The 24780-nt window shown below is 37.9% G+C and carries 21 protein-coding genes and 1 other annotated feature; of the genes, 17 read left to right on the forward strand and 4 right to left on the reverse strand.

Annotated elements, in window-relative coordinates:
• Window positions 1-347 (forward strand): fructosamine kinase family protein (locus tag ED2_RS10445; RefSeq protein ID WP_123839733.1); only part of this gene is annotated, 347 nt, incomplete at its 5' end.
• 15 nt (window positions 348-362) lie between these two features.
• Complete coding sequence (locus tag ED2_RS10450; RefSeq protein WP_005879625.1) at window positions 363-1106, forward strand: acyl-ACP thioesterase domain-containing protein; 744 nt, start codon at window positions 363-365, stop codon at window positions 1104-1106.
• Between the two features lie 82 nt (window positions 1107-1188).
• Here the strand turns inward: ED2_RS10450 and ED2_RS10455 are convergent, their stop codons facing one another.
• Window positions 1189-2157: an asparaginase gene (locus tag ED2_RS10455; protein ID WP_005879623.1), complete on the reverse strand. Its 969-nt coding sequence runs from the start codon at window positions 2155-2157 to the stop codon at window positions 1189-1191.
• Between the two features lie 162 nt (window positions 2158-2319).
• On the opposite strand from ED2_RS10455, the gene ED2_RS10460 reads away from it, so the two are divergent.
• The 8 genes from ED2_RS10460 (at window position 2320) to ED2_RS10495 (ending at window position 13229) form a co-directional block, all read left to right on the forward strand.
• Window positions 2320-3153: a DUF72 domain-containing protein gene (locus ED2_RS10460; RefSeq protein ID WP_005879621.1), complete on the forward strand. Its 834-nt coding sequence runs from the start codon at window positions 2320-2322 to the stop codon at window positions 3151-3153.
• Window positions 3154-3167: 14 nt separating this feature from the next.
• Window positions 3168-4007: a Cof-type HAD-IIB family hydrolase gene (locus tag ED2_RS10465; RefSeq protein ID WP_005879619.1), complete on the forward strand. Its 840-nt coding sequence runs from the start codon at window positions 3168-3170 to the stop codon at window positions 4005-4007.
• Between the two features lie 28 nt (window positions 4008-4035).
• A complete protein-coding gene (locus ED2_RS10470) occupies window positions 4036-4560 on the forward strand; it encodes a pyrophosphohydrolase domain-containing protein (RefSeq protein WP_005879617.1) in 525 nt (174 codons plus the stop codon).
• Between the two features lie 223 nt (window positions 4561-4783).
• Window positions 4784-6505: a septation ring formation regulator EzrA gene (locus ED2_RS10475; protein WP_005879615.1), complete on the forward strand. Its 1722-nt coding sequence runs from the start codon at window positions 4784-4786 to the stop codon at window positions 6503-6505.
• A gap of 155 nt (window positions 6506-6660) precedes the next feature.
• Window positions 6661-7803, forward strand: a complete 1143-nt coding sequence (locus ED2_RS10480) for a cysteine desulfurase family protein (RefSeq protein WP_005879613.1) — start codon at window positions 6661-6663, stop codon at window positions 7801-7803.
• 18 nt (window positions 7804-7821) lie between these two features.
• Entirely contained in the window at window positions 7822-9033 is a 1212-nt protein-coding gene (gene thiI / locus ED2_RS10485) for a tRNA uracil 4-sulfurtransferase ThiI (RefSeq protein WP_005879612.1), read from the forward strand.
• Window positions 9034-9363: 330 nt separating this feature from the next.
• The gene (locus tag ED2_RS10490) at window positions 9364-10011 is read left to right on the forward strand and encodes a redox-sensing transcriptional repressor Rex (RefSeq protein WP_016177325.1); all 648 of its coding nucleotides are present in this window, start codon (window positions 9364-9366) and stop codon (window positions 10009-10011) included.
• A 304-nt stretch (window positions 10012-10315) separates the two neighbouring features.
• Window positions 10316-10536 (forward strand) — a binding site (T-box leader).
• A 47-nt stretch (window positions 10537-10583) separates the two neighbouring features.
• Window positions 10584-13229, forward strand: a complete 2646-nt coding sequence (locus ED2_RS10495) for a valine--tRNA ligase (RefSeq protein WP_005879608.1) — start codon at window positions 10584-10586, stop codon at window positions 13227-13229.
• A 267-nt stretch (window positions 13230-13496) separates the two neighbouring features.
• Here the strand turns inward: ED2_RS10495 and ED2_RS10500 are convergent, their stop codons facing one another.
• Window positions 13497-14906 (reverse strand): helix-turn-helix domain-containing protein, encoded by a 1410-nt coding sequence (locus ED2_RS10500; RefSeq protein WP_016177326.1) that lies wholly within the window; start codon window positions 14904-14906, stop codon window positions 13497-13499.
• A gap of 187 nt (window positions 14907-15093) precedes the next feature.
• On the opposite strand from ED2_RS10500, the gene ED2_RS10505 reads away from it, so the two are divergent.
• The 4 genes from ED2_RS10505 (at window position 15094) to ED2_RS10520 (ending at window position 18153) form a co-directional block, all read left to right on the forward strand.
• Complete coding sequence (locus ED2_RS10505) at window positions 15094-16407, forward strand: bifunctional folylpolyglutamate synthase/dihydrofolate synthase (protein WP_016177327.1); 1314 nt, start codon at window positions 15094-15096, stop codon at window positions 16405-16407.
• Complete coding sequence (locus tag ED2_RS10510; protein WP_016177328.1) at window positions 16397-17053, forward strand: HAD family hydrolase; 657 nt, start codon at window positions 16397-16399, stop codon at window positions 17051-17053. Before ED2_RS10505 ends, ED2_RS10510 begins: the two co-directional genes overlap by 11 nt.
• Window positions 17054-17109: 56 nt before the next feature.
• A complete protein-coding gene (gene radC, locus ED2_RS10515) occupies window positions 17110-17802 on the forward strand; it encodes a RadC family protein (RefSeq protein ID WP_016177329.1) in 693 nt (230 codons plus the stop codon).
• Between the two features lie 150 nt (window positions 17803-17952).
• Window positions 17953-18153, forward strand: a complete 201-nt coding sequence (locus ED2_RS10520; protein ID WP_005875700.1) for a cold-shock protein — start codon at window positions 17953-17955, stop codon at window positions 18151-18153.
• 497 nt (window positions 18154-18650) lie between these two features.
• On the opposite strand, the gene rnjA is transcribed toward ED2_RS10520, so the two are convergent.
• Both rnjA and ED2_RS10530 read right to left on the reverse strand, forming a co-directional pair.
• Complete coding sequence (rnjA, locus tag ED2_RS10525; protein WP_005875702.1) at window positions 18651-20333, reverse strand: ribonuclease J1; 1683 nt, start codon at window positions 20331-20333, stop codon at window positions 18651-18653.
• Between the two features lies 1 nt (window position 20334).
• The gene (locus ED2_RS10530; protein ID WP_005875704.1) at window positions 20335-20547 is read right to left on the reverse strand and encodes a DNA-directed RNA polymerase subunit epsilon; all 213 of its coding nucleotides are present in this window, start codon (window positions 20545-20547) and stop codon (window positions 20335-20337) included.
• Between the two features lie 390 nt (window positions 20548-20937).
• Here ED2_RS10530 and efrA point away from each other — a divergent pair, with 390 nt between their 5' ends.
• From efrA to ED2_RS10545, 3 genes are all read left to right on the forward strand, one after another.
• A complete protein-coding gene (gene efrA / locus ED2_RS10535; RefSeq protein ID WP_005875706.1) occupies window positions 20938-22668 on the forward strand; it encodes a multidrug efflux ABC transporter subunit EfrA in 1731 nt (576 codons plus the stop codon).
• Window positions 22665-24431 (forward strand): multidrug efflux ABC transporter subunit EfrB, encoded by a 1767-nt coding sequence (efrB, locus tag ED2_RS10540; RefSeq protein ID WP_016177330.1) that lies wholly within the window; start codon window positions 22665-22667, stop codon window positions 24429-24431. Before efrA ends, efrB begins: the two co-directional genes overlap by 4 nt.
• An 89-nt stretch (window positions 24432-24520) precedes the next feature.
• Complete coding sequence (locus ED2_RS10545) at window positions 24521-24700, forward strand: hypothetical protein (RefSeq protein ID WP_016177331.1); 180 nt, start codon at window positions 24521-24523, stop codon at window positions 24698-24700.
• Window positions 24701-24780 lie beyond the last annotated feature (80 nt).

Raw genomic sequence — 24780 nt, forward strand, 5'->3', positions numbered from 1 at the left:
CGGAATTTAAACAATACGTGCTTGGCAGTTTGGCACACAAAAAGATTGTGCCTAGCCTATTGCATGGAGACTTATGGAGTGGTAATGTGTTCTTTGATCAGCAAGGAACACCGGTTTTCATTGATCCTGCAGTATCTTATGGTGATCGTGAGCAAGATATTGCAATGAGTCAGTTATTTGGCGGTTTTCGTCCAGAATTTTTAGAAAGTTATCAATTCAATTATCCTTTGGAAGAGGGCTGGGAAAAACGTTTACCTGTCTATCAGTTGTATTATTTATTAGCTCATCTAAATATGTTTGGAGAAACCTATGGCTCACAAGTAGAACAATTACTCGATAAAAGATAAGAGGAGGGTGTTTTTTTGGCAAAGAGATACACAAAAAAACATGAAGTTTCATATTATGAATGCGATATAAATCAAACAATGACGTTTCCGTCAATGCTTGGAGTAGTAATCAAAACGTCTGAAGATCAAAGTGATGCATTAGGCCGAGGAAGTGACTTCGTCAAGAGTTTTGGACTTACTTGGGTCATCACGAATTATTCGATCATGATCACTAGACTCCCAAAAGTTGGCGAAATCATTTCTGTAACTACTCAGGCAATGGAATACAATAAATTCTTTTGTTATCGTAATTTTTGGATTCATGATGAACAAGGAGAAGAACTGGTTAAGATCGAATCTGTTTTCGTATTGATGGATTTTGTTAACCGTAAAATGAGTAGTGTAAATGAAGAAATCATTGCACCATTTGAAAGTGAAAAAATCAAGAAAATCAAGCGTCAAGAGAAAATTGAAAAAGTAGAGGCTGGCTTTATGTTACCTTATCGTGTTCGTTTTTATGATATCGATAGCAATCAGCATGTGAACAACGCGATGTACTTCAATTGGATCATTGATGTCTTAGGTTATGATTTTTTAACTACGCATATTCCTGAAAAAGTATTGATCCGTTTTGATAAAGAAGTTGAATACGGTAATGAGATCGAAAGTCATTATGAACAGATTGCTCTAGAAGATGGTGTCCAAACAAGACATGAGATTCGGATGCAAGATCAAGTGTATTGTGAAGCTAATATTACGTGGAGAAACAAAGAGGCATAATATTTATATTTTTAATGGATAAAAACTCTGAAAGGACGTACTTTATTATGTACAATCCTTCAGAGTTTTTGCTGTAAAGTGGTTAGTTAGTGATAAAATCTGCTAACTTTTGCTCTTTCAAACCATAATTTAGCGCAATCAGTAACTTTAATCGGGCTTTTTGACTATTGATGCTGTTACAGAAAATGACACCCATATCGGCTAATTCTTTACCGCCGCCTTCGTAGTCGTAAACGGGTTCTGCAATCCCGTTGAAACAACGTGAAACAAGGATGACGGGGATTTTTTGTATCAATAATTTTTTCAATGCCGTCAGTGCTTGAGGTGGCAAGTTACCAGCGCCCAAAGCTTCGATCACTAAGCCATCTACTTTGGCATGAGCAAGTGCTTCTAAAAGATCCCCCTGCATGCCAGCATAGGCTTTAACGATAGGGATCGTTCCATTGACTGAAGAAATATCGAGTCGTGTAGAGTCTAATAGTTCTTGCATGAATAAAATACGGTGTTTGGTCACTAAACCGATGGGTCCTAAAGTCGGTGTTCTAAAAGTAGCCACATTGGTTGTATGAGTCTTTGTGACATAGCGAGCAGAATGGATTTCGTCGTTCATGACCACTAAGACTCCTTTTCCAATTGCTTCATCGCAACTTGCTACGCGTATGGCACTTTCGAAGTTATACAGACCATCACTTCCAAGTTCATTACTAGACCGCATGGCTCCTGTGACCACGATAGGAATCTGGTCTCCGATTGTCGTATCCAAGAAAAAGGCTGTTTCCTCCAAGGTATCTGTTCCGTGGGTAATAACAACACCCCTAATATCTGAATCAATGGCTTCCATGATCCGTTTCTTTAAGATCAGCATGTGTTTTGGCATGATATGCGGCGAAGGAAGATTAAAAATATCTTCCATCACGAGATCGACATTTTCTGGTACAGTGATTTCTGCATCCAATAAGGGATTGACAACATCTGGACTCACCCCCCCTGTCAAGATGTTTTCTTTCATAGCAATGGTTCCACCAGTGTGTAAAATAAGTATTTTTTTCATATTTATGGACTTCCTTACGAATAATTTTGCATAGGCTTTAAAGCTTATTGTATACTATATAAAAGAGTTTTGCTATCAAGGTGTTAAGTTAAGAACAATAGGCTTTATTACGTAGTGATACATAAGAACGTTGAATGAAACTTAGAAGAAGGATGGCTTGAAATGATACGTATTGGACTAACTTCGTTCAAAGAACATGACAAATTAACAGGTAAGAAAAATAATACACTTTATGAGTATGCAGGTTTCTTGCCTTTAGTGGAATTAGATACCGCTTATTATGGCATCCCACGGAAAACTTCAGTTGAGAAGTGGGTCGAAGAAGTACCAGAAAGTTTCCGTTTTGTCGTAAAAGTTTATCAAGGAATCAGTGGGCAAAGCGATTGGCAGGAATATTACCAAACAGAAGAAGAAATGGTAGAGAAATTTTTAGACACCATGCAACCAATGTATGACAGTGGAAAGTTATTTTGTTTTTTGGTACAGTTTCCGGCGTCGTTCAAATGTACCAAAGAAAGTGTCCAGTATCTGCGTAAACTTAGAAAGTGGTTCAATGACTACCCCATTGCTATCGAACTACGTGATTATTCTTGGTATAGTCAAGCACTAGTTGAACGTACCAGAAGTTTTATGACACGCGCTGATTTTTCATTAGCAATCATTGATGAACCACAATTACTTCAAACTACTGTGCCATTCGATCCTTATGTAACCAACGCTCAGTTTACACTTTTTCGGTTTCACGGAAGAAATAGTCAAGGCTGGCAAGCGAATGACAAAGATTGGCGAAAAAAGCGTACGCTTTATCGTTATTCTGAAGAAGAATTGATCGAATTAGCTTCTGCTATTCGATCAGCTGAGCAACAGACGAAGGACATCGGCATAATTTTTAATAATAATTCAGGTGGCGATGCGGCGGAAAATGCATTGGCTCTACAAAAAATATTGAAGATAAAACCACAAGGATTGAATCCAAAACAAATGGATTTATTTTAGAAAAGGGGCATTAGATGATCAAAGCGATTTTTTTTGATATTGATGGTACCTTGGTCAACAACCAGTCTAAAGCACTAGAGTCAACAAAAAAAGCAATCAATTATGCTCGAAAGAACGGTATACTATGCGGCGTAGCGACTGGTCGTAGTCCGATAAGGATTAAAGAAATCATTGATGAATTAGAGTTAGACATGTATGTTGTTTACAATGGACAATTAGTATTTACAGCAGATCGTACGATAGTGGATCAGCCATTCGATCGAACCACATTAAAGAAGATCGTACGATTTGCAGATAAGAATCATCGACAGATTATTTTTGGAGGGCGGTATCAGCTAGCAGGTTCGACGACGATGCTATTAGGACAATCCCTGCTGATCAAGCGCATCGTTAGTTTTTTACCTAAGAAATTTCCTGTTCGTTTGATGAAGAAAGGGCTGCAACTATTTAGTCCACACCGCCAGAAAAAAAGATATGAAACACTAGAAATCTTGAACGAACCGATCTATCAATGTATTTTATTGAGTCAAGAGTCAGAACAGGCAAAACTAGAAAAGTATTTCCCTGAGTGTTCGTTCCAACGTTCAAATGCTTATACAGTCGATATCATTCCAAAAGGTGGCTCAAAACTTTCTGGTATCAAAACATTTGCAAAAGAAAAAGGAATTGAGATGTCTGAGATCATGGCGTTTGGCGATCATTATAACGATATCGATATGTTGAAAGGCGTAGGGATCGGTGTTGCGATGGGAAATGCACAGGATGAAGTAAAAGCTGCAGCCGATTTTGTGACCAAAACAAACGAGAAAAATGGCATATATGAAGGTCTTAAGCACTTTGGACTGATTTATTGAAAATGAAGATAAAAGGAAGAGAAGAATCATGACGGAAGAAACACCATTTCAAAAAGTAGAGGATTTTCATCGGATCTTTGATCCACGATCACCAGAATCTCCCACAGCTTTTACGAGTAAAGAAGCGAGCTACCGCGCAGGATTTAAAATTGAAGAATTGGTAGAGATGGTGGCAGCTACTGCTGAAAATGATCCCCAAAAATTACATCAAGCTGTCAATGAACTACACGATGCACTAGATAAAGCAGAAAGAAAAATGTATACAAAAACGAATTGGGGAAAAGAACCGTTGATCGAACAAGTCGATGCATTAACAGACATCTTATACTTTACGTATGGTTCTTTTTCATTATTAGGAGTAGATCCAACCAATATATTTGATATCGTTCATCAAGCAAATATGGGGAAATTATTTCCTGATGGCCAACCACATTATCATCCAGTGACGAACAAAGTGCTAAAACCTGCAGATTGGGAACAAAATTATGCACCAGAGCCAAAGATAGCAAAAGAGATCCAACGGCAGATCGAGCAAGCGAAAAAGAAAAGTTAGTGGATAGCTGTGAAAACAATTAACAGATATCCTGCTTTTTGTTCGTAAAAAAATGAATGACTGAATAAAGATTTTCGCTTAAGTTAGTGAATGCTTGAAAATAGTATGTTATAATTTACGGTAGATGTCTTTTGCACGAAAGACGTATTTATTCGTTTTATGCGAAGCGGATGTTCGTCTGAGCATAAAAAATAGATGCATATTGAAAACGGAGGAACCTTAAATGGGAAATAATGTAATCATCGGGATCGTCATTGCAATCATTATAGTCGCCATTGTCGTCTTTTTGGTTAGTTACTTGATGAAGAAAAAAAACCAAGATCGATTGGATGCCTTAGAAAAGCGCAAGGAAGAATTATTTGACTTGCCTGTGATTGAAGAAGTCGATGATGTCAAAAAAATGCATCTGGTTGGGCAAAGCCAAAATACCTTTCGTGAGTGGAGTCAAAAATGGAATGACATATCTACTTCCTCATTTGCTGAGTTAGAAAGTCAAATTTTTGAAGTTGAGAATCTAAATGAAAGTTTCCGATTCCTAAAAGGTAAAAAAGCTGTTGTTGAAGCAGAGAATACGATGAATCAAATGGAAAAAGAAGTATCTGAGATCCGTGAAGGATTAAAAGAACTTCGTGAAACAGAAGAACGCAATTCATTAGCTGTCCAACAAGCGCTTGATATCTACGAAGAGTTGAAGGAAACGATCAAAGAAGATGAGCAATCATACGGTCCAGCATTCCCAGAGTTGCAAAAGCAAGTCAAAATGATCGAAAGTGAGTTTACTCAATTCGTCACATTGAATACCTCTGGTGATCCTGTAGAAGCGCGAGAGGTTCTGGATAAAGCAGAAAAACATACGTATGAAGTGGATGCTTTGATGAAAAAAATCCCACCATTATATGAAGATCTGGCTACCACTTTCCCAGAGCAACTTGAAGAAATCGATGATACTTACGAAAAATTAATGCAGGAACAGTATGTTTTTCCAGAAGAAGACCTTGTTGGAGAAATTGATAAAGTACGGAATCGGATCCAAGGTTCATTAGCGAACCTTGAAAAGACCGAAGTGGAAACGGTAGAATTCGAAAACCGCGAAACTGCGAATATGATCGACGCATTATATGATATTTTAGAACGTGAGATGGATGCCCAAAATTATGTGGCAACAAACCAATCAACGATCGAACAATACATCAAACATGCGACAAAAAATAATCGTCAGCTACTGATCGAGTTAGATCATACTGCGCAAAGTTATGCACTAAATCATAATGAGATCGGCCGAGTAAGAGGGTTCCAAACAGAAGTGGAAGAAATTGAACGACAAAATGAGCAAATGAAACCACAGATCCAACAACACACGGTCCCTTATTCTGAAGTACGTACATTCTACAAAAAAGTTTTCAAAATCTTAGAAGATATTGAGAACCAACAAGTAGAAATCGACGACTCTTTACATGAACTAAGAAAAGGTGAAAAAGAAGCGCAAGAAAAAATTGATACATTTGAATTTAAATTGCGTAGTCTGAAACGTTTTGTTGAAAAACAACGTTTACCTGGCTTACCAAATGATTATCTAGAATTTTTCTTTGTGGCGACAGAACGTATTGAAGAACTAAGTGTGGTACTGAATAAAATCAGAGTGAACATGGAAGAAGTCAATCGTTTAGTTGCTTTATGTGAAGAAGACTTAGAATTACTAGATAAAAAGACACATGATTTAGTCGATGCTGCTGCGCTAACTGAACAAATGTTGCAATATGCCAACCGTTACCGCCATACTCATGAAGAAGTGAAAGAAGCAATTGATAAGAGCTACTTTATGTTTAATAAAGAATACCATTATCAAGAAGCCCTAGATGAGATCGGTACAGCATTGGAACGTGTTGAACCTGGTGCATTCAAACGGATTGAAGATTTTTATTTCAATCATCCTGATCTAGTCTAATCAGAATCAACGAATAAACAATGAAAGCAACGTCAGCGGATAAGCTGATGTTGCTTTTTTAGTAAGTTTCAAAAAAATGAAATCTCATCCCACCCTTGAAAGCAGATAAGACAACCGTTATAATAGATGAGAATTTCAAAAAAGAGGGGTTTCTTATGATATATTTTGATAATAGTGCAACAACCCCAATCTTTCCGCAAAGTTTAGATGCCTACGTAAAAACAAGTCAGCGGATAATTGGGAATCCGTCAAGTTTACATGATTTAGGTAATCAAGCCAATCGTTTATTACAGCAAGCAAGAAAACAAATTGCTGAGTTGATTGAAGTAACACCCGATGAAATCTATTTTACTTCTGGCGGAACAGAAGGAGATAACTGGGTACTTAAAGGAACAATGATCGAAAAGCGTGAGTATGGAAACCATATGATCATTTCAGGAATCGAACATCCAGCAGTAAGTGAAACTGCTGAACAGTTAAGATCTTTAGGAGTAGAGGTCAGTGTGGCTCCAGTTGATAAAAAAGGTTTTGTGATTGTAGAAGAATTAAAGAAATTGATCCGCAAAGAGACTGTACTGATTTCCATCATGGCTGTCAATAATGAAGTGGGTTCTATTCAGCCTATCCTAGAGATCAGCGAATTACTGAAAGATCATCCTAAGATCCATTTTCATGTGGATGCAGTGCAAGCAATCGGTAAAGTACCACTTTCCACTTGGTTGACAGACCGTGTTGATTTTGCCACTTTCTCCGCACATAAATTTCATGGACCACGAGGAATCGGCTTTATTTATTGGAAAAAAGGTCGGCGTTTAGCACCGCTTTTGACCGGAGGAGGCCAAGAAAAAAATCAGCGAAGCGGCACAGAGAATGTACCAGCTATCGTTGCAATGTCCAAAGCATTGAGACTTGCTTTAGATATCAAAGCACAAAAGCCAGATCACACAAAAAATTTAAAGCATGCATTGATTGATGCTCTAGGAACATATGAAAAGGTCACGATCTATTCCGAAGGAGAAGATTACGCGCCGCATATTCTATGCTTTTCGTTAAAAGGCATTCGTGGAGAAGTACTGGTACACGCGTTAGAAGAAAAACAGATCTTCATTTCAACAACTAGTGCTTGTTCTTCCCGCAAACATATGGCAAGCAGTACGTTGCATGCCATGCATGTTCCTAATGATTTAGCGACTTCAGCAGTACGTATCAGTTTAGACGAAAGTAATTCGATGGCAGAAGTTGAACAATTTATGATCATATTCAAACAATTATATAAAAAGTTTTCAACAATCAATTAATTCTTGAGGAGTGTTTTTGTGAAATATAGTGAAATCATGGTCCGCTATGGTGAACTGTCAACAAAAGGGAAAAACCGAAAAAGTTTTATCATGCAATTAGCACAGAATGTACGTCAAGCCCTTGGTGATTTTCCAGAGATCAAGATCCATGCTGACCGAGATCGAATGCACTTATTATTGAATGGTGCGGATAGTGAGTTAGTTATTCCTAAATTAGCAAAGATTTTTGGTATCCAAAATTTTTCACCGAGTATCCGGATCGAAAAAGATGTGGAACAACTAAAAGCAGCTGTTCAAGAAATCATGAAGGAAATCTACACAGGCAACGAAACATTTAAAATCATTGCAAAACGTAGTGATCATGACTTTGTATTGACAAGTAACGAATTGAACCAAACTCTAGGAAATGCTGTCTTTGATATTTTTCCAGATATCCAAGTACAAATGCGTAAACCAGATATTCCCTTACGTGTAGAGATACGCCGTGATGGCGCCTATTTATCTTATGAGACCATCAAAGGTGCAGGTGGATTACCAGTAGGAACAAGTGGAAAAGGGATGCTGATGCTTTCAGGTGGTATTGACTCTCCAGTTGCTGGTTACTTTGCGATGAAACGCGGCGTGGAAATCGAGGCTGTCCACTTTGCTAGTCCACCATACACAAGTGAGCAAGCTTTACAAAAAGCAAAAGATCTAACTGGAAAACTGACTCCATATGTTGGAAAAATCGTTTTTATTGAAGTACCTTTTACGGAGATCCAAGAAGAAATCAAGAGAAGTTTACCACAAGGTTATTGGATGACGATTACGCGCAGGATGATGTTGCGTTTAACAGATGAAGTCCGACGCATTCGCCAAGGTTTGATTATCCTGAATGGCGAATCACTTGGCCAAGTAGCGTCTCAAACTTTGCAGAGTATGGTAGCAATCAATGAAGTCACGAATACACCGATCATTCGTCCGGTAGCAACCATGGACAAACTAGAGATCATTGAAGTAGCTGAACGTATCGATACATTTGAATTATCGATCCAACCATTTGAAGATTGCTGTACGATTTTTGCACCACCACAACCTAAAACACGTCCTCGTTTGGATAAAGTCCATCAGTATGAAGAACGTTTAGCAATCGATGAAATGATCGAGCGAGCATTAGCTGGATTGAAAATCGAAACGATCCATACGGAAACGACAGAAAAAGCAGCGGAAGAATTTTCTGATTTACTATAGTAAAAAGCTAATAGGCGAAGAATAATCACAAGTAAAAAAGCAATCAGTTTTCAATAAATAAAATTTGATTTTAGAATGAGGTCGAGACAAAAGTGTTTCTCACTTTTGTCTCACGCTCGTTTTTTTTATTTCCGAAAAACCTGACTTTTGGACGCCGTATATTGGAAATTAGAATCTGCAGCAAACCTGATTTTTTAGATTTTTTCCACATTCTTTCTTTTAGTTAACCTTGTCATAAGGAAGAGAACGTTTATTTTTTTGCAAATGTTGCTCACACAGCGAATAAATGCTAAACTGAGTATGTGAATAAATTAACAAGGAGCTTTGACTATGGGAGAAAAATCAGAAACGTTGCTAAAAGCGACAGCTAAAAGACTGCCTTTGTACTTGCGTTATTTGAATATGCTTAATGATTCTGGCGTTGGCCGTATCAAATCAAATGAATTCAGTAAAATCACGCAAGTACCCTCTGCAACGATCCGCAGAGATTTTTCGTATTTAGGAGAATTAGGGCGCAGTGGTTATGGGTACGATGTCCTTTATCTTATAGAGGTATTTGATCGTATTTTAAATACGGATGAGGAAAAACGGATTGCTTTGGTAGGATACGGAAATCTTGGTAAAGCATTGAAACACAATAATTTTAGAAGAAATGAAAATTTGAATATCGTCTGTGTGTTTGATAATGATCCAGAGATTGTTGGACAAGTGATCGATGGGGAAATGATTTATCCGATCGATCGTTTTGCGGAAATAGCAAAAGAAAAAAATGTGACAGTCGTAATATCGACGGTACCAAGCAAATATTCACAATCTGCAATTGATCAAATTGTTCAGGGCGGAGTATCAGCAATTTTGAATTTTGCGCCAGATCGAGTAAAAGTTCCCGAACACGTAAATATCCAATACATTGATTTAACGACAGAATTGCAAACACTTATCTATTTTGATGAAAAATATTCAGAAGTATTTGCCTAACAGACGCGTTGCTTTATCCAATGAAAATAAAGCGCTATCTTAAAGCCCTATCTGTGATGTCCACAAATAACTTTTACCACTAGTATAAAAACATGGGGAGCTGTTTTCTCTTTTTCTTCACTACTGCTCAAATTAAAGGCTTTCTCCGACCAGATAGACGGCGTTCGAAAAGCAGATTTTCAACACTAGCTCTGAAAAAGAAAAACATGGGGAACTGTTTTCTCTTTTTCATCACTACTGCTCAAATCTAAGCGCTTTGCTCACGACCTTTTATTGACTTTAATTTCTAACCATTGTAAAATGAAGCATAACGTTGAACAAGAGGAGTAGCTGGTTTAGGTACTTTTAGAGAGAGAACGAATGGGTGGGACGTTCTTAGTAGCAGCTGGTGAAGGTAGCTTGGGAGTTTTTATCTTGAATCTTTTAGTAGAGATAAACGGGTCGTGACCGTTAACTCACATGGAGAGGTAATAGGAGAAACTATTACAAATTAGGTGGTACCGCGTAAATCAATACGTCCTAAAATACGAAAGTATTTTAGGACTTTTTTTATTTTTAAGGAGGAAATCAGTATGACGGAAGAAAAAAATTTATCAACAAAATACAATCCGCAAGAAGTTGAAGCTGGCCGTTATCAAAACTGGTTGGACCAAGATTTGTTCAAACCAAGTGGCGACAAGAAAGCAAAACCTTATTCAATCGTGATCCCGCCGCCAAACGTAACTGGGAAACTTCACTTAGGACATGCGTGGGATACGACCTTGCAAGACATGCTGATTCGCCAAAAACGCATGCAAGGTTATGATACTCTTTGGTTACCAGGAATGGACCATGCAGGAATTGCCACACAGGCAAAAGTAGAAGAAAAACTTCGTCAGCAAGGTATTTCTCGTTATGATCTAGGACGTGAAAAATTTGTTGAACAAGTCTGGGAATGGAAAGAAGAATACGCAAGCCATATTCGTGAACAATGGGCAAAAATGGGCTTGTCTTTGGATTATAGCCGCGAACGGTTTACTCTAGATGACGGGTTATCAGAAGCTGTACGTAAAGTATTTGTGTCTCTTTATGAAAAAGATTTGATCTATCGTGGTGAATACATCATCAACTGGGACCCTCAAGCACGTACTGCTTTATCAGATATCGAAGTTATCCATAAAGATATCGAAGGTGCGTTTTACCACATGAGTTATGAACTTGCTGATGGTTCTGGTGTGGTTGAGATTGCTACGACTCGTCCAGAAACGATGCTTGGAGATACTGCGATCGCCGTTCACCCAGAGGATGAACGATACCAAGAACTGATTGGTAAAAAGGTTATTTTACCTTTAGTAAATAAAGAAATCCCGATCGTTGCGGATGAATACGTAGATATGGAATTTGGAACAGGGGTCGTAAAAATCACACCTGCCCATGATCCGAATGACTTTGAGGTAGGTAATCGTCATGATCTGCCACGGATCAACGTCATGAATGAAGACGGTACGATGAATGAACTAGCTGGTAAGTATCAAGGAATGGATCGTTTTGAAGCACGTAAAGCAATCGTCTCTGATCTAAAAGAAATCGGTCGTCTGATCAAAATCGAAAAAATGATCCATAGCGTTGGTCATTCAGAACGTACAGGCGTAGTTGTGGAACCACGTCTATCAACACAATGGTTCGTTAAAATGGCACCGTTAGCTGAAAAAGCGATAAAAAATCAAGAATCTGACGATGCTGTAGAATTTTTCCCACCACGTTTCAACCAAACGTTTTTACGTTGGATGGAAAATGTTCATGATTGGGTCATCTCTCGTCAATTATGGTGGGGACACCAAATTCCAGCATGGTACCATAAAGAAACTGGTGAAATGTATGTTGGGATGGAAGCACCAGCAGATAGCGAGAATTGGCAACAAGATCCAGATGTTTTAGATACGTGGTTCAGCTCTGCTTTGTGGCCTTTTTCAACTATGGGATGGCCAGACGAAACAAGTGAAGATTACCAACGTTATTTCCCAACAAGTACATTAGTTACTGGGTATGATATCATCGCTTTCTGGGTTAGCCGAATGATTTTCCAAAGTTTAGAATTTACCGATCGTCGTCCATTTGACAATGTGTTGATCCACGGACTGATCCGTGATGAACAAGGGCGTAAGATGAGTAAATCTCTAGGTAACGGGATCGATCCGATGGAAGTAATCGAAAAATACGGTGCAGATGCCTTACGTTGGTTCTTGTCAAATGGGTCAGCACCCGGTCAAGATGTTCGTTTTAGTTATGAAAAAATGGATGCTTCATGGAACTTCATCAATAAAATTTGGAATGCTTCTCGTTTCGTCATCATGAATATCGAAGGCATGGCTGTAGAAGATATTGATCTAACTGGTGAAAAAACGGTGGCTGATCGTTGGATCTTAACTCGTCTGAATGAAACAGTGGCTAAAGTAACAGATTTGTTCGATCATTTTGAATTTGGTGAAGCAGGGCGTCAATTGTACAACTTCATCTGGGATGATTTCTGTGACTGGTACATTGAAATGAGTAAAGAAATCTTGTATGGAGATGACGCAGTTTCGAAACAAATAACGAAAAGCATCTTAGTGCATACGTTAGACCAGATTTTGCGACTATTGCATCCAATCATGCCATTCGTTACAGAAGAAATCTGGCAACATATTCCACATCAAGGAAGCTCATTAGTCATTGCTGACTATCCAGTTGTTCATCCAGAATTTGATGATGAAACAGCTTCTAAGGGAATGGAAGTATTGAAAGAATTGATTCGTTCCGTGCGAAATATCCGTTCAGAAGTCAATACGCCATTATCTAAACCAATTACTTTGTTGATCAAGACAAATGATCCAAAAATCGATCAATTCTTGGCAGAAAATACAAGTTATATTGAACGTTTCTGTAATCCAGAAGAATTGACGATCTCTAGTGATATCGTGGCGCCAGATCTAGCGATGTCTGCTGTTTTGACTGGGGCAGAAATCTTCTTGCCATTGGCAGGATTGATCAATATTGAGGAAGAAATCAGCCGTTTGGAAAAAGAATTAGCTAAATGGACGAGCGAAGTCAAACGTGTCCAAGGCAAACTAGGAAATGAACGATTTGTTTCCAATGCACCTGAAGAGGTCGTTGAAGCAGAGCGTGCCAAAGAAAAAGATTACTTGGAAAAACAAGCTGCTGTAAAAGAAAGAATCCAAAGCTTACGAACGATCCAATAAGTAGGCATCAAAACCGATAAATGCTTATTTTTGGCAAAGATTAGCAAAAAAGGTTGAAGTAACTCTTATGGAATTTGTAGCTATTTCGACTATATCCAGTAGATTCTATAATCGATGGTTGATCATTTCAAAATCAACTACAGAATTCATTTGAATAAGCAACAAAAAGACAAGAGCCTCCTAAATGGTTAGTACAGAAACTAACTTTTAGGAGGCTCTTTACGCATTTTTTTCTATAGTTCTTAATTAAAAGAGAATATAAAAAGATCATCGAAATTCTTTTAACCAATCTTGAAACATGGAGTGGCTAAATAAGTGCACCAAGTAATTCAAGTCATGGTTGTTTAGAAAGCTGTCACATGAAATACATTTTGGATGATCGACGATTGCCAGATTTGTGAGGAAAAAATCATAAGTTTCTACTTGTCGTTCTAGATTCACCATATTATCAAAAGTAATTGCTTCAAAAGAAAAGCGAGAACCGAACCATTGATTCAAATAAGCAGCAAGCATGAGATTATGCGGATTTCCAAAAGTACAGGCAACGGCAATTCGTTTAGCTTGTTGGTGCTGGATGCATAGTTGTACGAGTGTAGTATCATGCACAATCAGATAATAGATCAATTCAAAAAATAAATCATCATTTGCTATTTTATTTCTAAAAATGAGAAACGCTTGTTTCAATTGTTCAGAAATACTTGAACAAAAACAACCGTTCTGCATAAAAAAATCTAAGACAAAACGTTTTTTGAACGAATTTAATAAATAAGTCCTACCATCCAAAAAATGAATGATCAAATCAACAGTATGAGGTAAAAAAGAATCAGATTGAGCTTGAAAAATCTGATACATTTTCTTTCTCAAATGGAGTAATTCCTTTTTGAACTCTCTTTTTTCTGTTGGTAATATAGGCTGATTTAAATCTGTGTAGCAACGGACAAAAAGGTTGTGAATAAAAACTGTATAAGGAATTTTAAACGTTTGCTCAAAACGTTTTTGATTGACTAAGATTTTTGAACAATCCATTTCTTGGTTGGATGAATCGGTCAAACAACGTGGATAATGCATACTTAGCTTGATCATCACCCATATATATAGTTCGATATGTAGTTCCTCCGGTATCTGTTTTGAGAGGCCGCCGGTAATTTCTTTGATTACTTTTCGTTCTCTAGCTGGAATCAAACTAGTCAGTGAAGGGTATTTTTCGTATAAGAAAGTAGTAAAAAAATGTGCTAAATGATAAAAATCCCCATGAAAGTACAGTGGTGAATTGGAAAGAAAAATATTCTCTTTCTCCAAAAAGCAAATGGTTTGTTTTTTGATGCGGCGATACTTCGAGGGATTCAGGTGTAGCTGATCAATCAGTTTATTTGTCTGAGTGAAAGGATGAAAAAATAGGTATTCTAAAAATGCAAAATGGTCGGAACAAGTATAAAAATAAGAATAAATAACAGGGTAGTTGATAATTGTGTTTTTCAATAAGCGGATTTCGTTATTTTTCTTTTTGATCTGTAAAAAAGGAAGCTTGGTAAGAAGTTCATCTAAGTAGCTGCATAAAGTTTGTTTAGAGATAAGGCTCACTTTAGCTAGATCATCGAGCGAAATTTTTTGTTTTTCCAACAAAACTTCTAGGATGATGAGTTGAGCACTGTCTTTTTTAGATAATAAAGTACGCATTGTTTCTTCCTCTCTATTTGGTTTGTCTATATAATTATTGATTCTAACAAGAATGCACGTATGGCTTACACTTGTTTTTTACAAATCTCAAATTTTTTGAACTCGGTGATTCTTTTTTAAGACTGTTTCCTTTTTCTGTTAATCAGTATTCTTTTTGTTATAATAAAAAAGAATGGGGGAATCGTTAATGAAAATCGAAGAGGCAATTGCTTGGATCCATAGTCGTTTACCTTTTGGATCAAGACCTGGTTTAGATCGAGTGGAGTCATTACTAGAGGTGGTCGGTCATCCAGAAAGAAAAGTCAAAACAATCCATATAGCAGGAACGAATGGGAAAGGGTCAACAGTCACTTATCTTAGATGCTTATTAGAAGAGGCTGGTTTGACTGTAGGAACCTTTACTTCCCCATACATTGAATCATTCAATGAAAGAATTTCGATCAACGGACAAGGTATTCCTGACCAAGATCTGATCGGATTAGTAAATAAATATCAGCCATTAGTGGAACAGTTAGATCGTTTTGAAGCTGTTTCTGGGATCACTGAGTTCGAAACATTGACAGCCATGGCATTTGATTATTTTTTAAATAAAGAAGTGGATGTAGCGATCATAGAAGTCGGGTTAGGTGGATTGCTTGATTCGACAAATGTGGCTGTACCAATGCTTACGGGTATTACTACAATTGGCTTGGACCATACGGATATCTTAGGCGAAACGATTGAAGAAATTGCTGCACAAAAAGCAGGGATCATCAAGCAAGGGATACCTGTCGTAACTGGGAATATAGAGAAACGCGCGTTAGAAGTAATCAAAAAACAGGCAAAGCTTAGGAATGCACCTCTTTTTGCCTATGATGATGCGTATCATGTGGAATACAAACATCCTGCAGAAAGTTGGGGCGAACAATTTACATTTAGTAACGACCATGGCAAGATGACACGTCTGACGACCTCAATGATCGGGCAGCATCAAGTAGAAAATGCAGGAATAGCTATCGAATTATATCAAATTTACTGTTTGAAAGAAAAAATCCCATTTCGTGAAAAAGAAATCATCAAAGGACTAAAACGTGCCCATTGGCCTGGTCGCATGGAAAAATTGAGTAATGAACCCTTAGTAGTTTTAGATGGTGCCCATAATGCACACGCTGTTAAACGATTGGTGCAAAATTTAAAAAAAGAATTCAAAGAATACCATATCAATGTGCTTTTTTCTGCATTAAGAACGAAGAATGTGGAAAGTATGATCGAACAATTGAAGAAGGTCCCTAATATCCATATTTACTTAACAACTTTTGAACATCCAAAAGCAATCGAGTTGAGTAATGTTTCAGATTTAGTGGATGACAAAGTATCGATCGTTTCATTATGGCAATTTGGATTAGCAGAGATATTGGAAAAAATGACGGATGAAGATGCTTTAGTTGTGACTGGTTCGCTTTACTTTATTTCAGATGTACGAAATCTATTGTTACAATTAGGAGGAAATGATGAATTATAAATCAGTGATTTTTGATATGGATGGCTTGTTGTTTGACACTGAGATCGTTTATTACGAAGCAACACAGGTCGTGGCTGATCGCTTTGGATTTCCTTATGATAAAGAACTCTACTTGAAATTCTTAGGCGTGTCTGATGAAGAGGTTTGGGCAAACTATCACCGTATTTTTGCTGACTTTGGGAAAGACACTGTCCAACGATTTATAAAAGAAGCATATAATGAAACTATCCAACGATTTTCACAGGGGGAAGTGGCACTGAAACCTGGCGTGATAGAACTATTGGATTTTTTGGAAGAACATAAAATACCAAAAGTTGTTGCCTCAAGTAATCAACGGAAAATCATTCAGTTGCTTCTTGAAAAAAATCAGTTGACTGGGTATTTTGAAACAATCATTTCGGCTGAAAATGTCCAACGAGCAAAACCAGATCCAGAAATCTTCTTAGTGGCAAATGAATACTTAGGCACGAAAAAGCATGAAACACTTATTCTGGAAGATTCACAAAACGGCATACTAGCTGCTGCACAAGCGAATATACCTGTCATCATGGTTCCTGACCTGTTACTTCCATCCGAAGAACTAAGACAAAAAACAGTAGCTGTTTTATCTTCCTTACATGAAGTACCTCAAATGATGAAAAAATAAAAAAATTGCCCCTTTTTTTCGTATCTTATTGTGTGAAGAGAAAAAGGGGGTTTTTTATGGAGAAAAATTTGATGCGCACGGTGCCAATGACTTCACTACCTAGAGAAAGAATGCTGATATATGGAGAAAAATCATTGTCTGACCAAGAATTACTAGCGATTTTACTGCGCACGGGTCAACATCCTTTTAATGTTTTAGAAGTAGCAGGACATCTATTAAAAGCATTTGGCGGATTGGCTCTCTTGCGCCAAGCTACGCTTTCTGAACTAGAAAAAGTAAGAGGGATCGGACAAGTAAAAGCTCTTGAGATAAAAGCACTGATCGAACTAGGTACTCGGCTTCATGCTGAACAGGTACAGGTCAAGCCTAAGATCCATGCAAGTGTTGAATTAGCAAAACAATTGATCTTAGAGATGAAAGATTATCAGCAAGAACACTTAGTCTGTATCTATTTAGATACGAAGAACCAAGTCATATTGAAAAAAACGCTGTTCATCGGTTCCTTGAATCAGACCATTGCGCATCCAAGAGAAATTTTTCATTACGCTGTTCGTTATTCTGCAGCTAGACTGATTCTTGTGCATAATCACCCATCGGGAAATGTTATTCCATCCAAGCAAGATATGCAGTTTACAAGAAGAGTGCAGAGATGTGGAGAGATGATGGGAATCGATGTATTGGATCATTTGATCATTGGTCAAAAACAATATTTTAGTTTACGAGAAGAAGGAATATTAGAAGAAGAATAAGAGTGGCTTTCTTGCAAAAAAAATGAAGCAAGTGTACAATTATATTGTAATTTTGTTTGGGAATAGAAGTTGAAACATCTGTTGCACCTCTATCGTACGCGAGCAATGTTACAATCAATTAAGTGCTTAGGCACGAGGAGGGTATTATTAATGGAAAACGGAACAGTTAAATGGTTCAACGCTGAAAAAGGATTTGGTTTTATTTCACGTGAAGACGGAAGTGACGTATTTGTTCACTTTTCAGCTATCCAAGGTGACGGATTCAAAACTTTAGAAGAAGGTCAAGCAGTAACTTTCGATGTTGAAGAATCAGATCGTGGCCCACAAGCTACGAATGTTGAAAAAGCATAATTTCATTGAAAAAGCCAAACAAGTGTTGTTCACCTACTGATTTGTAGGAAAAGAATAAATACTGTTTATAAGAGGTTGTTATAAAAGTATTTGTAGTCAATATAGATCACTTTTAAACACCGAACCAAAAGAGACCGTAATTATTACGGTCTCTTTTTTTGTCTAAAAATAAAAAGAGAAGTGAACGTCTAAGTCGAAGGGCAAATGATGATTTTTCCAATCAGTAGAATGTGGGACAAATCTAAAAATCAGTTTTGCTGCAGACTCTAGTTTGGGATGAACGACTTTTATCTCGACCTCCTCCATCACATGATTTTTATTGTATTCAACAGCAATTCCGTGGTATCAAGTTGGAAGAGGGGATTCCCATTTTCTTAGCTCTATTGTGTCTTTGGATCTATATTTCCTTCGACTTTTGATCAGACGATAATCAAAAAAAGCAGACAGCCTCTAAAGGCTATCTGCTTTTTATATTGAACAAACTTTTTTAAAAGCTTTTATTTTTCTTCGTCAGGTGTCATCACCATAGGAAGAATCATTGGATGTCTTTCAGTCCGTTCAAACAAGAACGGTTGTAACGCACCTGTCATGGCTTCTTTTAATTTATGCTCTGAACAATCTGGTGCATTCAAGACATCGCGAAGAGCGTGGAATAAGATTCGTTGCGCTTCATTGATCATTTCACCAGATTCACGCATATAAACAAAACCGCGAGATAGAATATCTGGTCCAGCTAAGATTTCTCTCTTCTTGATATCAACAGTCGCAACTGCTAAGACCAGACCTTCTTCAGATAGTAGGTGACGATCTCTTAATACAACATTCCCGATGTCACCGATGCCGCTGCCATCGATGTAAACATCACCAGCAACGAAATGACCAGCGGGACGTGCACTATCGCTAGTTAAAGCTAGCACATCACCATTCTCCATGATAAAACAGTTCTCAGCTGGAACTCCTGTGGCTTGGGCCAATGAAGCATGAATTTTCAACATTCTGAATTCCCCATGAACTGGAACAAAATATTTTGGTTTCATTAAACGAAGCATCAATTTTTGCTCTTCTTGACCACCATGACCAGAAGTATGGACGTTATTGATTTTGCCGTGGATAACTTCTGCACCTGCTTCAGATAACAAGTTGATCAAATGATTGACACTTGTTGTATTCCCTGGAATAGGTGAACTTGAAAAGATGACTGTATCATCAGGCTGGATTTGGATCTGACGATGCGTTCCATTTGCGATCCGACTCAACGCAGCCATTGGTTCACCTTGAGAACCAGTACATAAAATCATTGTTTCATTTGCTGGTAAACGATTGATTTCATGTGCATCCACAAATGTCCCATCTGGCACTTTGATATATCCTAGACGCTGACCATTGACGATTGCATTTTCCATGCTACGACCAAATACAGCGATTTTTCGACCCGTCGCAACAGCAGCATCCGCGGCTTGTTGTAAACGGAAAATATTTGACGCAAAACTAGCAAATATGATGCGTCCTTCAATCTTTTCAAAAATCTTTAAGATAGAAAGACCAATCGTTTTTTCAGATTTTGTGAACGTTGGGATCTCTGCATTTGTACTATCAGATAGCAAGCAAAGAACACCTTCTTCACCAATACGCGCCATTTTGTGTAAGTTCGCAGGTTCACCAACTGGCGTAAAGTCAAATTTGAAGTCACCTGTGGCAACGATGTTACCAGAAGGTGTTTTTACAACGACACCTAATGCATCAGGGATACTATGGGTCGTTCTGAAGAAGCTAACTGATGTTTTTCTGAATCGGATCACAGTATCTTCATTGATCTCATGCATTTCAGCATCTCGTAACAAACCGTGTTCATCAAGCTTATTTGTTATCAACGCTAATGCAAGGGGGCCAGCATAGATAGGGATATTTGCTTGTTTCAACAAATAAGGGATCCCACCAATATGGTCTTCATGCCCATGGGTGATCACAAGTGCTTTCACTTTGTGTATATTTTGAACGATATAGTTGTAGTCAGGAATTACGTAGTCAATTCCAAGAAGGTCATCTTCTGGAAACTTGATTCCAGCATCAATGATGATGATTTCATCTTGAAATTGTACCCCATACGTGTTTTTCCCGATTTCACCTAATCCACCAACCGCAAAGACGCCTGTCTCGTTATTTTTGATGGAAAGTTTCATCTTAAAACTCCACTAAAGTGAATTCGGCATTTTCTTTTTCGTATTCTAGATGGCTTCCTTCTAGAAGTTGAACGAATTCAATATTGTATGGGGTATTTTCTTCCACTTTTTGACGTGCTTCGACATCGCTGCTTGCTTCAATGTAAAGTGATTGAGTTTCTTCTCGTTTTGGATTACGAATCTTTGTTTCTTGATAGTATACTTTGTAAATCATTAGTAAGTCTCCTTTATCTGCGTATAGCAGTAATTTAGCTAGTTGATTTTTAGACAACACAAAACGAGGGGACAAGCCACCTAGTTTTTCATATGCTTTGAGTAAAATGATCGATTTTGCTCAAAGAGACAAGCCTCGTTTTGCTTATCCATTCAGATTGTTCTTCAACCGTGCCCTTCTGTATGGTTTTCACATACAATAGTTAATTGCTATTTTAGCATAAAATTGGTGATAAGTATAGAAATCGACTAAGTGGAAAGGAAAATTGTTTTTATCATCCGAATGTAATAAAAAAATTTTTTTCCTGTTAGAAGTGTTCTATATAGTCACGGAGTATGCTATTATTTTTATTAATGGCTAAATTTAATTTGATTAAAAGGAGATGAGAAAGTGAAATTGATGTGGCATTACACCATGCGCTATAAAAAATATCTTGTATTAAATTTTATCTGCGTATTTGGTTTTATTTTGATCGAGTTGGGGTTACCAACGATCTTGGCTCGAATGATTGATGTCGGCATTCGTAACAACGATTTTGATTATGTCAAACAACAAGGAATTTTCATGATCATCATTACGGTGATAGGGATCATTATGAATATATTGTTAGGCTATTTTGGTTCTCGGATCACGACGAATATCGTAGCAGATATCAGAGATGATCTATTCAAAAAAATCCAAAGTTACTCACACCAAGAATATGAGACATTAGGGGTAGCATCTTTGATTACTCGAACAACGAATGATGCGTATCAAATCATGCTATTTTTACAAAATATCTTGAGAATCGGTTTTATGACGCCGATGATGTTCGTGGTGAGTCTCTACATGGTCATGCGTACAAGCGTATCATTAAGTTTGTATGTGATCGGGGCGTTACCTCTCTTACTAATCGCCGTGGTAGCAATTGCTAAATTTTCTGAACCATTGTCAAAAAGACAACAGAAGAATTTAGATAAAATCAATAGTATTTTACGAGAAAACCTCTCTGGATTACGAGTTATTCGAGCGTTCGTCAATGAAAAATTCGAAGAAAAACGGTTTGCAAAAGTAAATGAAAATTATGCATCTAGTTCAAAGAGTCTCTTTCGTTTGATGGCTGTTGCGCAACCTGGTTTTTACTTTTTGTTCAATATTGTTATGGTCTTGATCATTTGGAGCGGAACAGTTCAAATTGAAGCAGGAGCGTTACAAGTAGGTGACTTGATCGCATTTATCGAATATATTTTCCATGCGCTATTTTCATTCATGCTATTTGCAAGTGTCTTCATGATGTACCCGCGTGCAGCAGTTTCTGCAGGTCGTATCCAAGAAGCATTGGATGCTTCTCCATCAATCACTGAAGATCCAAATGGCGTTTCTGAAACAAAAACAAAAGGGTATATTGAATTTAAAAATGTGACCTTTGCCTATCCAGGACACTCACAAGAGCCAGTGATCCGTAACGTAAGCTTTACTGCCTCTCCTGGAGAAACGGTAGCGTTTATCGGGAGTACTGGTAGTGGGAAATCAACACTGATCCAATTGATTCCTCGTTTTTACGATGTCAGTGACGGCGAGATTTTAATTGATGGAGTAGATGTACGTGACTATCGTTTAAGCAAACTTCGAGATAAAATCGGCTTTATTCCACAAAAAGCGCTGTTGTTTACTGGAACGATCGCTGAAAATTTGAGATATGGTAAAGAGGATGCAACCCAAGAAGAGATGGAACAAGCTGCCGAAATTGCTCAGGCAGCGGATTTTATATCTAAGAAAACCGATGGATATGATGAACATCTTTCCGAAGGGGGAGCAAACTTCTCAGGTGGACAAAAACAACGGCTTGCAATAGCACGCGCCATTATTCGCAGACCGGAGATCTATATTTTTGATGACAGTTTCTCTGCGTTGGACTATCAAACGGATGCGAAGCTTCGCGCAAGACTAAAAAAAGAAACGACAGAATCAACTGTCTTGATCGTGGCACAACGTGTAGGAACGATCATGCATGCCGATAAGATCATTGTCTTGAATGAGGGTGAAGTGGTAGGTATGGGCACACATCGAGAGTTATTGGAAAATTGCCCGATCTATTATGATATAGCTGCTTCACAGTTATCGAAGGAGGAATTAGCATGAAAAATACATTTGCTTCCTTAAAACGATTAGCTCGTTATATCAAACCCTACAAATTGACGTTTATCTTTGTTTTGTTGTTTACTGTATTGACGGTCGCATTCAATGCCGCACTACCTTACGTAGTTGGTTTGCCAACCACTGAAATCAGTAATAATATTGCGAATGGTGAGTCGATCAACTTTGATTATATTTTTAAGTGTTTGATTTGGATCACAGTTGTTGGGATCGGTTATTGTGTTTCACAATTGCTTTCAGGTGTTTTGATGACCAATGTTGTGCAAAGTGCAATGCAAGAGTTGAGAAGAGATATCGAGGAAAAAATCAATCGCTTGCCGGTTTCTTATTTTGATAAGAACCAACAAGGAAATATCTTATCTCGTGTCACTAACGATGTGGATGCTGTCAGTGGTGCTTTGCAACAAGCGTTTATTGGCGTCGTGAATGCGATTTTAGGAATTACGATGGCAGCGGTAATGATGTTTTATATACAACCAATCATGGCTCTGATTTCAATGATCATGATCCCAGCTTCCATCTGGATCTCTAAACGAGTGATCAATGCTTCCCAAAAATACTTCCAACAAATGCAAAATTCATTGGGGGAATTGAATGGCTATGTTCAAGAAAATATGACTGGTTTTAGTGTATTGAAAGTCTACGGTCGAGAACAAGAGACCTTTGAAGGATTTAAAAAGGTCAATCATTCGTTGAAACATTATGGATTCAAAGCAGCGTTTATTTCTGGCCTGATGATGCCTTTAGTTCAACTTACCGCCTATGCTACGTATATCGGAATGGCTGTATTGGGTAGTTTTTATGTGATTTCAGGTGTGATCGTTGTGGGACAACTACAAGCGTTCATCCAATATATTTGGCAAATCAGCCAACCAATGGGAAATATCACACAACTGTCTTCTGTTCTACAAAGCGCTTCGGCGGCTACAAAGCGTGTCTTTGAGATTTTAGATGAACCAGAGGAAAAAGAAAATAAAGTAGATGTCACTCTTCCGGAAACAATATTAGGAAATGTTTCGTTTGAACATGTGGATTTTGCTTATGATCCAAAAAAACCGTTGATCCAAGACTTGAATTTTGAGGTCAAAGCAGGGCAGACAGTAGCAGTCGTAGGTCCTACAGGCGCAGGAAAAACAACGTTGATCAACCTATTGATGCGTTTTTATGATGTGACACATGGGGCTATAAAAATCGATGGTATCGATACAAAATCAATGAGTCGAAGTGACGTTCGTTCATTGTTCGGTATGGTTCTGCAAGACGCGTGGCTGTATGAGGGAACGATTGCGGACAATATCCGTTTTGGTAAATTGGATGCGACAGATTATGAAGTGGTTGATGCTGCGAAAACAGCCAATGTCGATCACTTTATTCGAACGATGCCGGATGGCTATGAAATGGAGATCAATTCTGAAGGGGACAATGTTTCTCTAGGGCAAAAACAATTGTTGACGATTGCTCGGGCGGTGGTCTCTGATCCTAAGATTTTGATTTTAGATGAAGCAACCAGTTCAGTGGATACACGTCTTGAGGCATTGATCCAAAAAGCAATGGATCGCGTGATGAAAGGACGAACCAGTTTCGTGATCGCCCATCGGTTATCCACGATTCGAGATGCTGATCTGATCTTAGTGATGGATCAAGGACAGATCATCGAAAAAGGAACGCATGAAAGCTTGCTTGCACAAGGCGGCTTCTATGAAAAACTCTACAATAGTCAATTTGCAGAAGAAGTAATAGAGGCGTAAAAAGCGTAACAAAAAAGAAGGTTTATTTTTGTTTTTCTGTGTCGTTGGTGGTACGCTTAATGTATCAAATAAGAAGCGGAGATGAGATCATGCAAGAATTTTTGGACAAAAAAATTGCTGAAACAAAGAAGGAAATCGACCGTTTGACAACACGCCGACAAGAAGAACTAGGAAATTCCATTAATTTTATTGAAAATGAACTACAAATAGAACGATTACGAGCACAAGTTGTGGCATATGAATCTGTATTAGAACATTTAGAAGCCTAAAAGAGAAGTATCAAGCCATGAGAAATAAGATGAGAGTGGGACAAAAGTAAGAAACACTTTTGTCCCACTCTTTAAAAACG

The organism is Enterococcus durans NBRC 100479 = LMG 10746 (assembly GCF_001544215.1).
Taxonomy (GTDB): Bacteria; Bacillota; Bacilli; order Lactobacillales; family Enterococcaceae; genus Enterococcus_B; species Enterococcus_B durans.

Coding starts and splice junctions, on each gene's coding strand:
- ED2_RS10455 (WP_005879623.1), bottom strand. CDS start 2,157: ATGAAAAAAATACTTATTTTACACACTGGTGGAACCATTGCTATGAAA.
- ED2_RS10460 (WP_005879621.1), top strand. CDS start 2,320: ATGATACGTATTGGACTAACTTCGTTCAAAGAACATGACAAATTAACA.
- ED2_RS10465 (WP_005879619.1), top strand. CDS start 3,168: ATGATCAAAGCGATTTTTTTTGATATTGATGGTACCTTGGTCAACAAC.
- ED2_RS10470 (WP_005879617.1), top strand. CDS start 4,036: ATGACGGAAGAAACACCATTTCAAAAAGTAGAGGATTTTCATCGGATC.
- ED2_RS10475 (WP_005879615.1), top strand. CDS start 4,784: ATGGGAAATAATGTAATCATCGGGATCGTCATTGCAATCATTATAGTC.
- ED2_RS10480 (WP_005879613.1), top strand. CDS start 6,661: ATGATATATTTTGATAATAGTGCAACAACCCCAATCTTTCCGCAAAGT.
- ED2_RS10490 (WP_016177325.1), top strand. CDS start 9,364: ATGGGAGAAAAATCAGAAACGTTGCTAAAAGCGACAGCTAAAAGACTG.
- ED2_RS10495 (WP_005879608.1), top strand. CDS start 10,584: ATGACGGAAGAAAAAAATTTATCAACAAAATACAATCCGCAAGAAGTT.
- ED2_RS10500 (WP_016177326.1), bottom strand. CDS start 14,906: ATGCGTACTTTATTATCTAAAAAAGACAGTGCTCAACTCATCATCCTA.
- ED2_RS10505 (WP_016177327.1), top strand. CDS start 15,094: ATGAAAATCGAAGAGGCAATTGCTTGGATCCATAGTCGTTTACCTTTT.
- ED2_RS10510 (WP_016177328.1), top strand. CDS start 16,397: ATGAATTATAAATCAGTGATTTTTGATATGGATGGCTTGTTGTTTGAC.
- radC (WP_016177329.1), top strand. CDS start 17,110: ATGGAGAAAAATTTGATGCGCACGGTGCCAATGACTTCACTACCTAGA.
- ED2_RS10520 (WP_005875700.1), top strand. CDS start 17,953: ATGGAAAACGGAACAGTTAAATGGTTCAACGCTGAAAAAGGATTTGGT.
- rnjA (WP_005875702.1), bottom strand. CDS start 20,333: ATGAAACTTTCCATCAAAAATAACGAGACAGGCGTCTTTGCGGTTGGT.
- ED2_RS10530 (WP_005875704.1), bottom strand. CDS start 20,547: ATGATTTACAAAGTATACTATCAAGAAACAAAGATTCGTAATCCAAAA.
- efrB (WP_016177330.1), top strand. CDS start 22,665: ATGAAAAATACATTTGCTTCCTTAAAACGATTAGCTCGTTATATCAAA.
- ED2_RS10545 (WP_016177331.1), top strand. CDS start 24,521: ATGCAAGAATTTTTGGACAAAAAAATTGCTGAAACAAAGAAGGAAATC.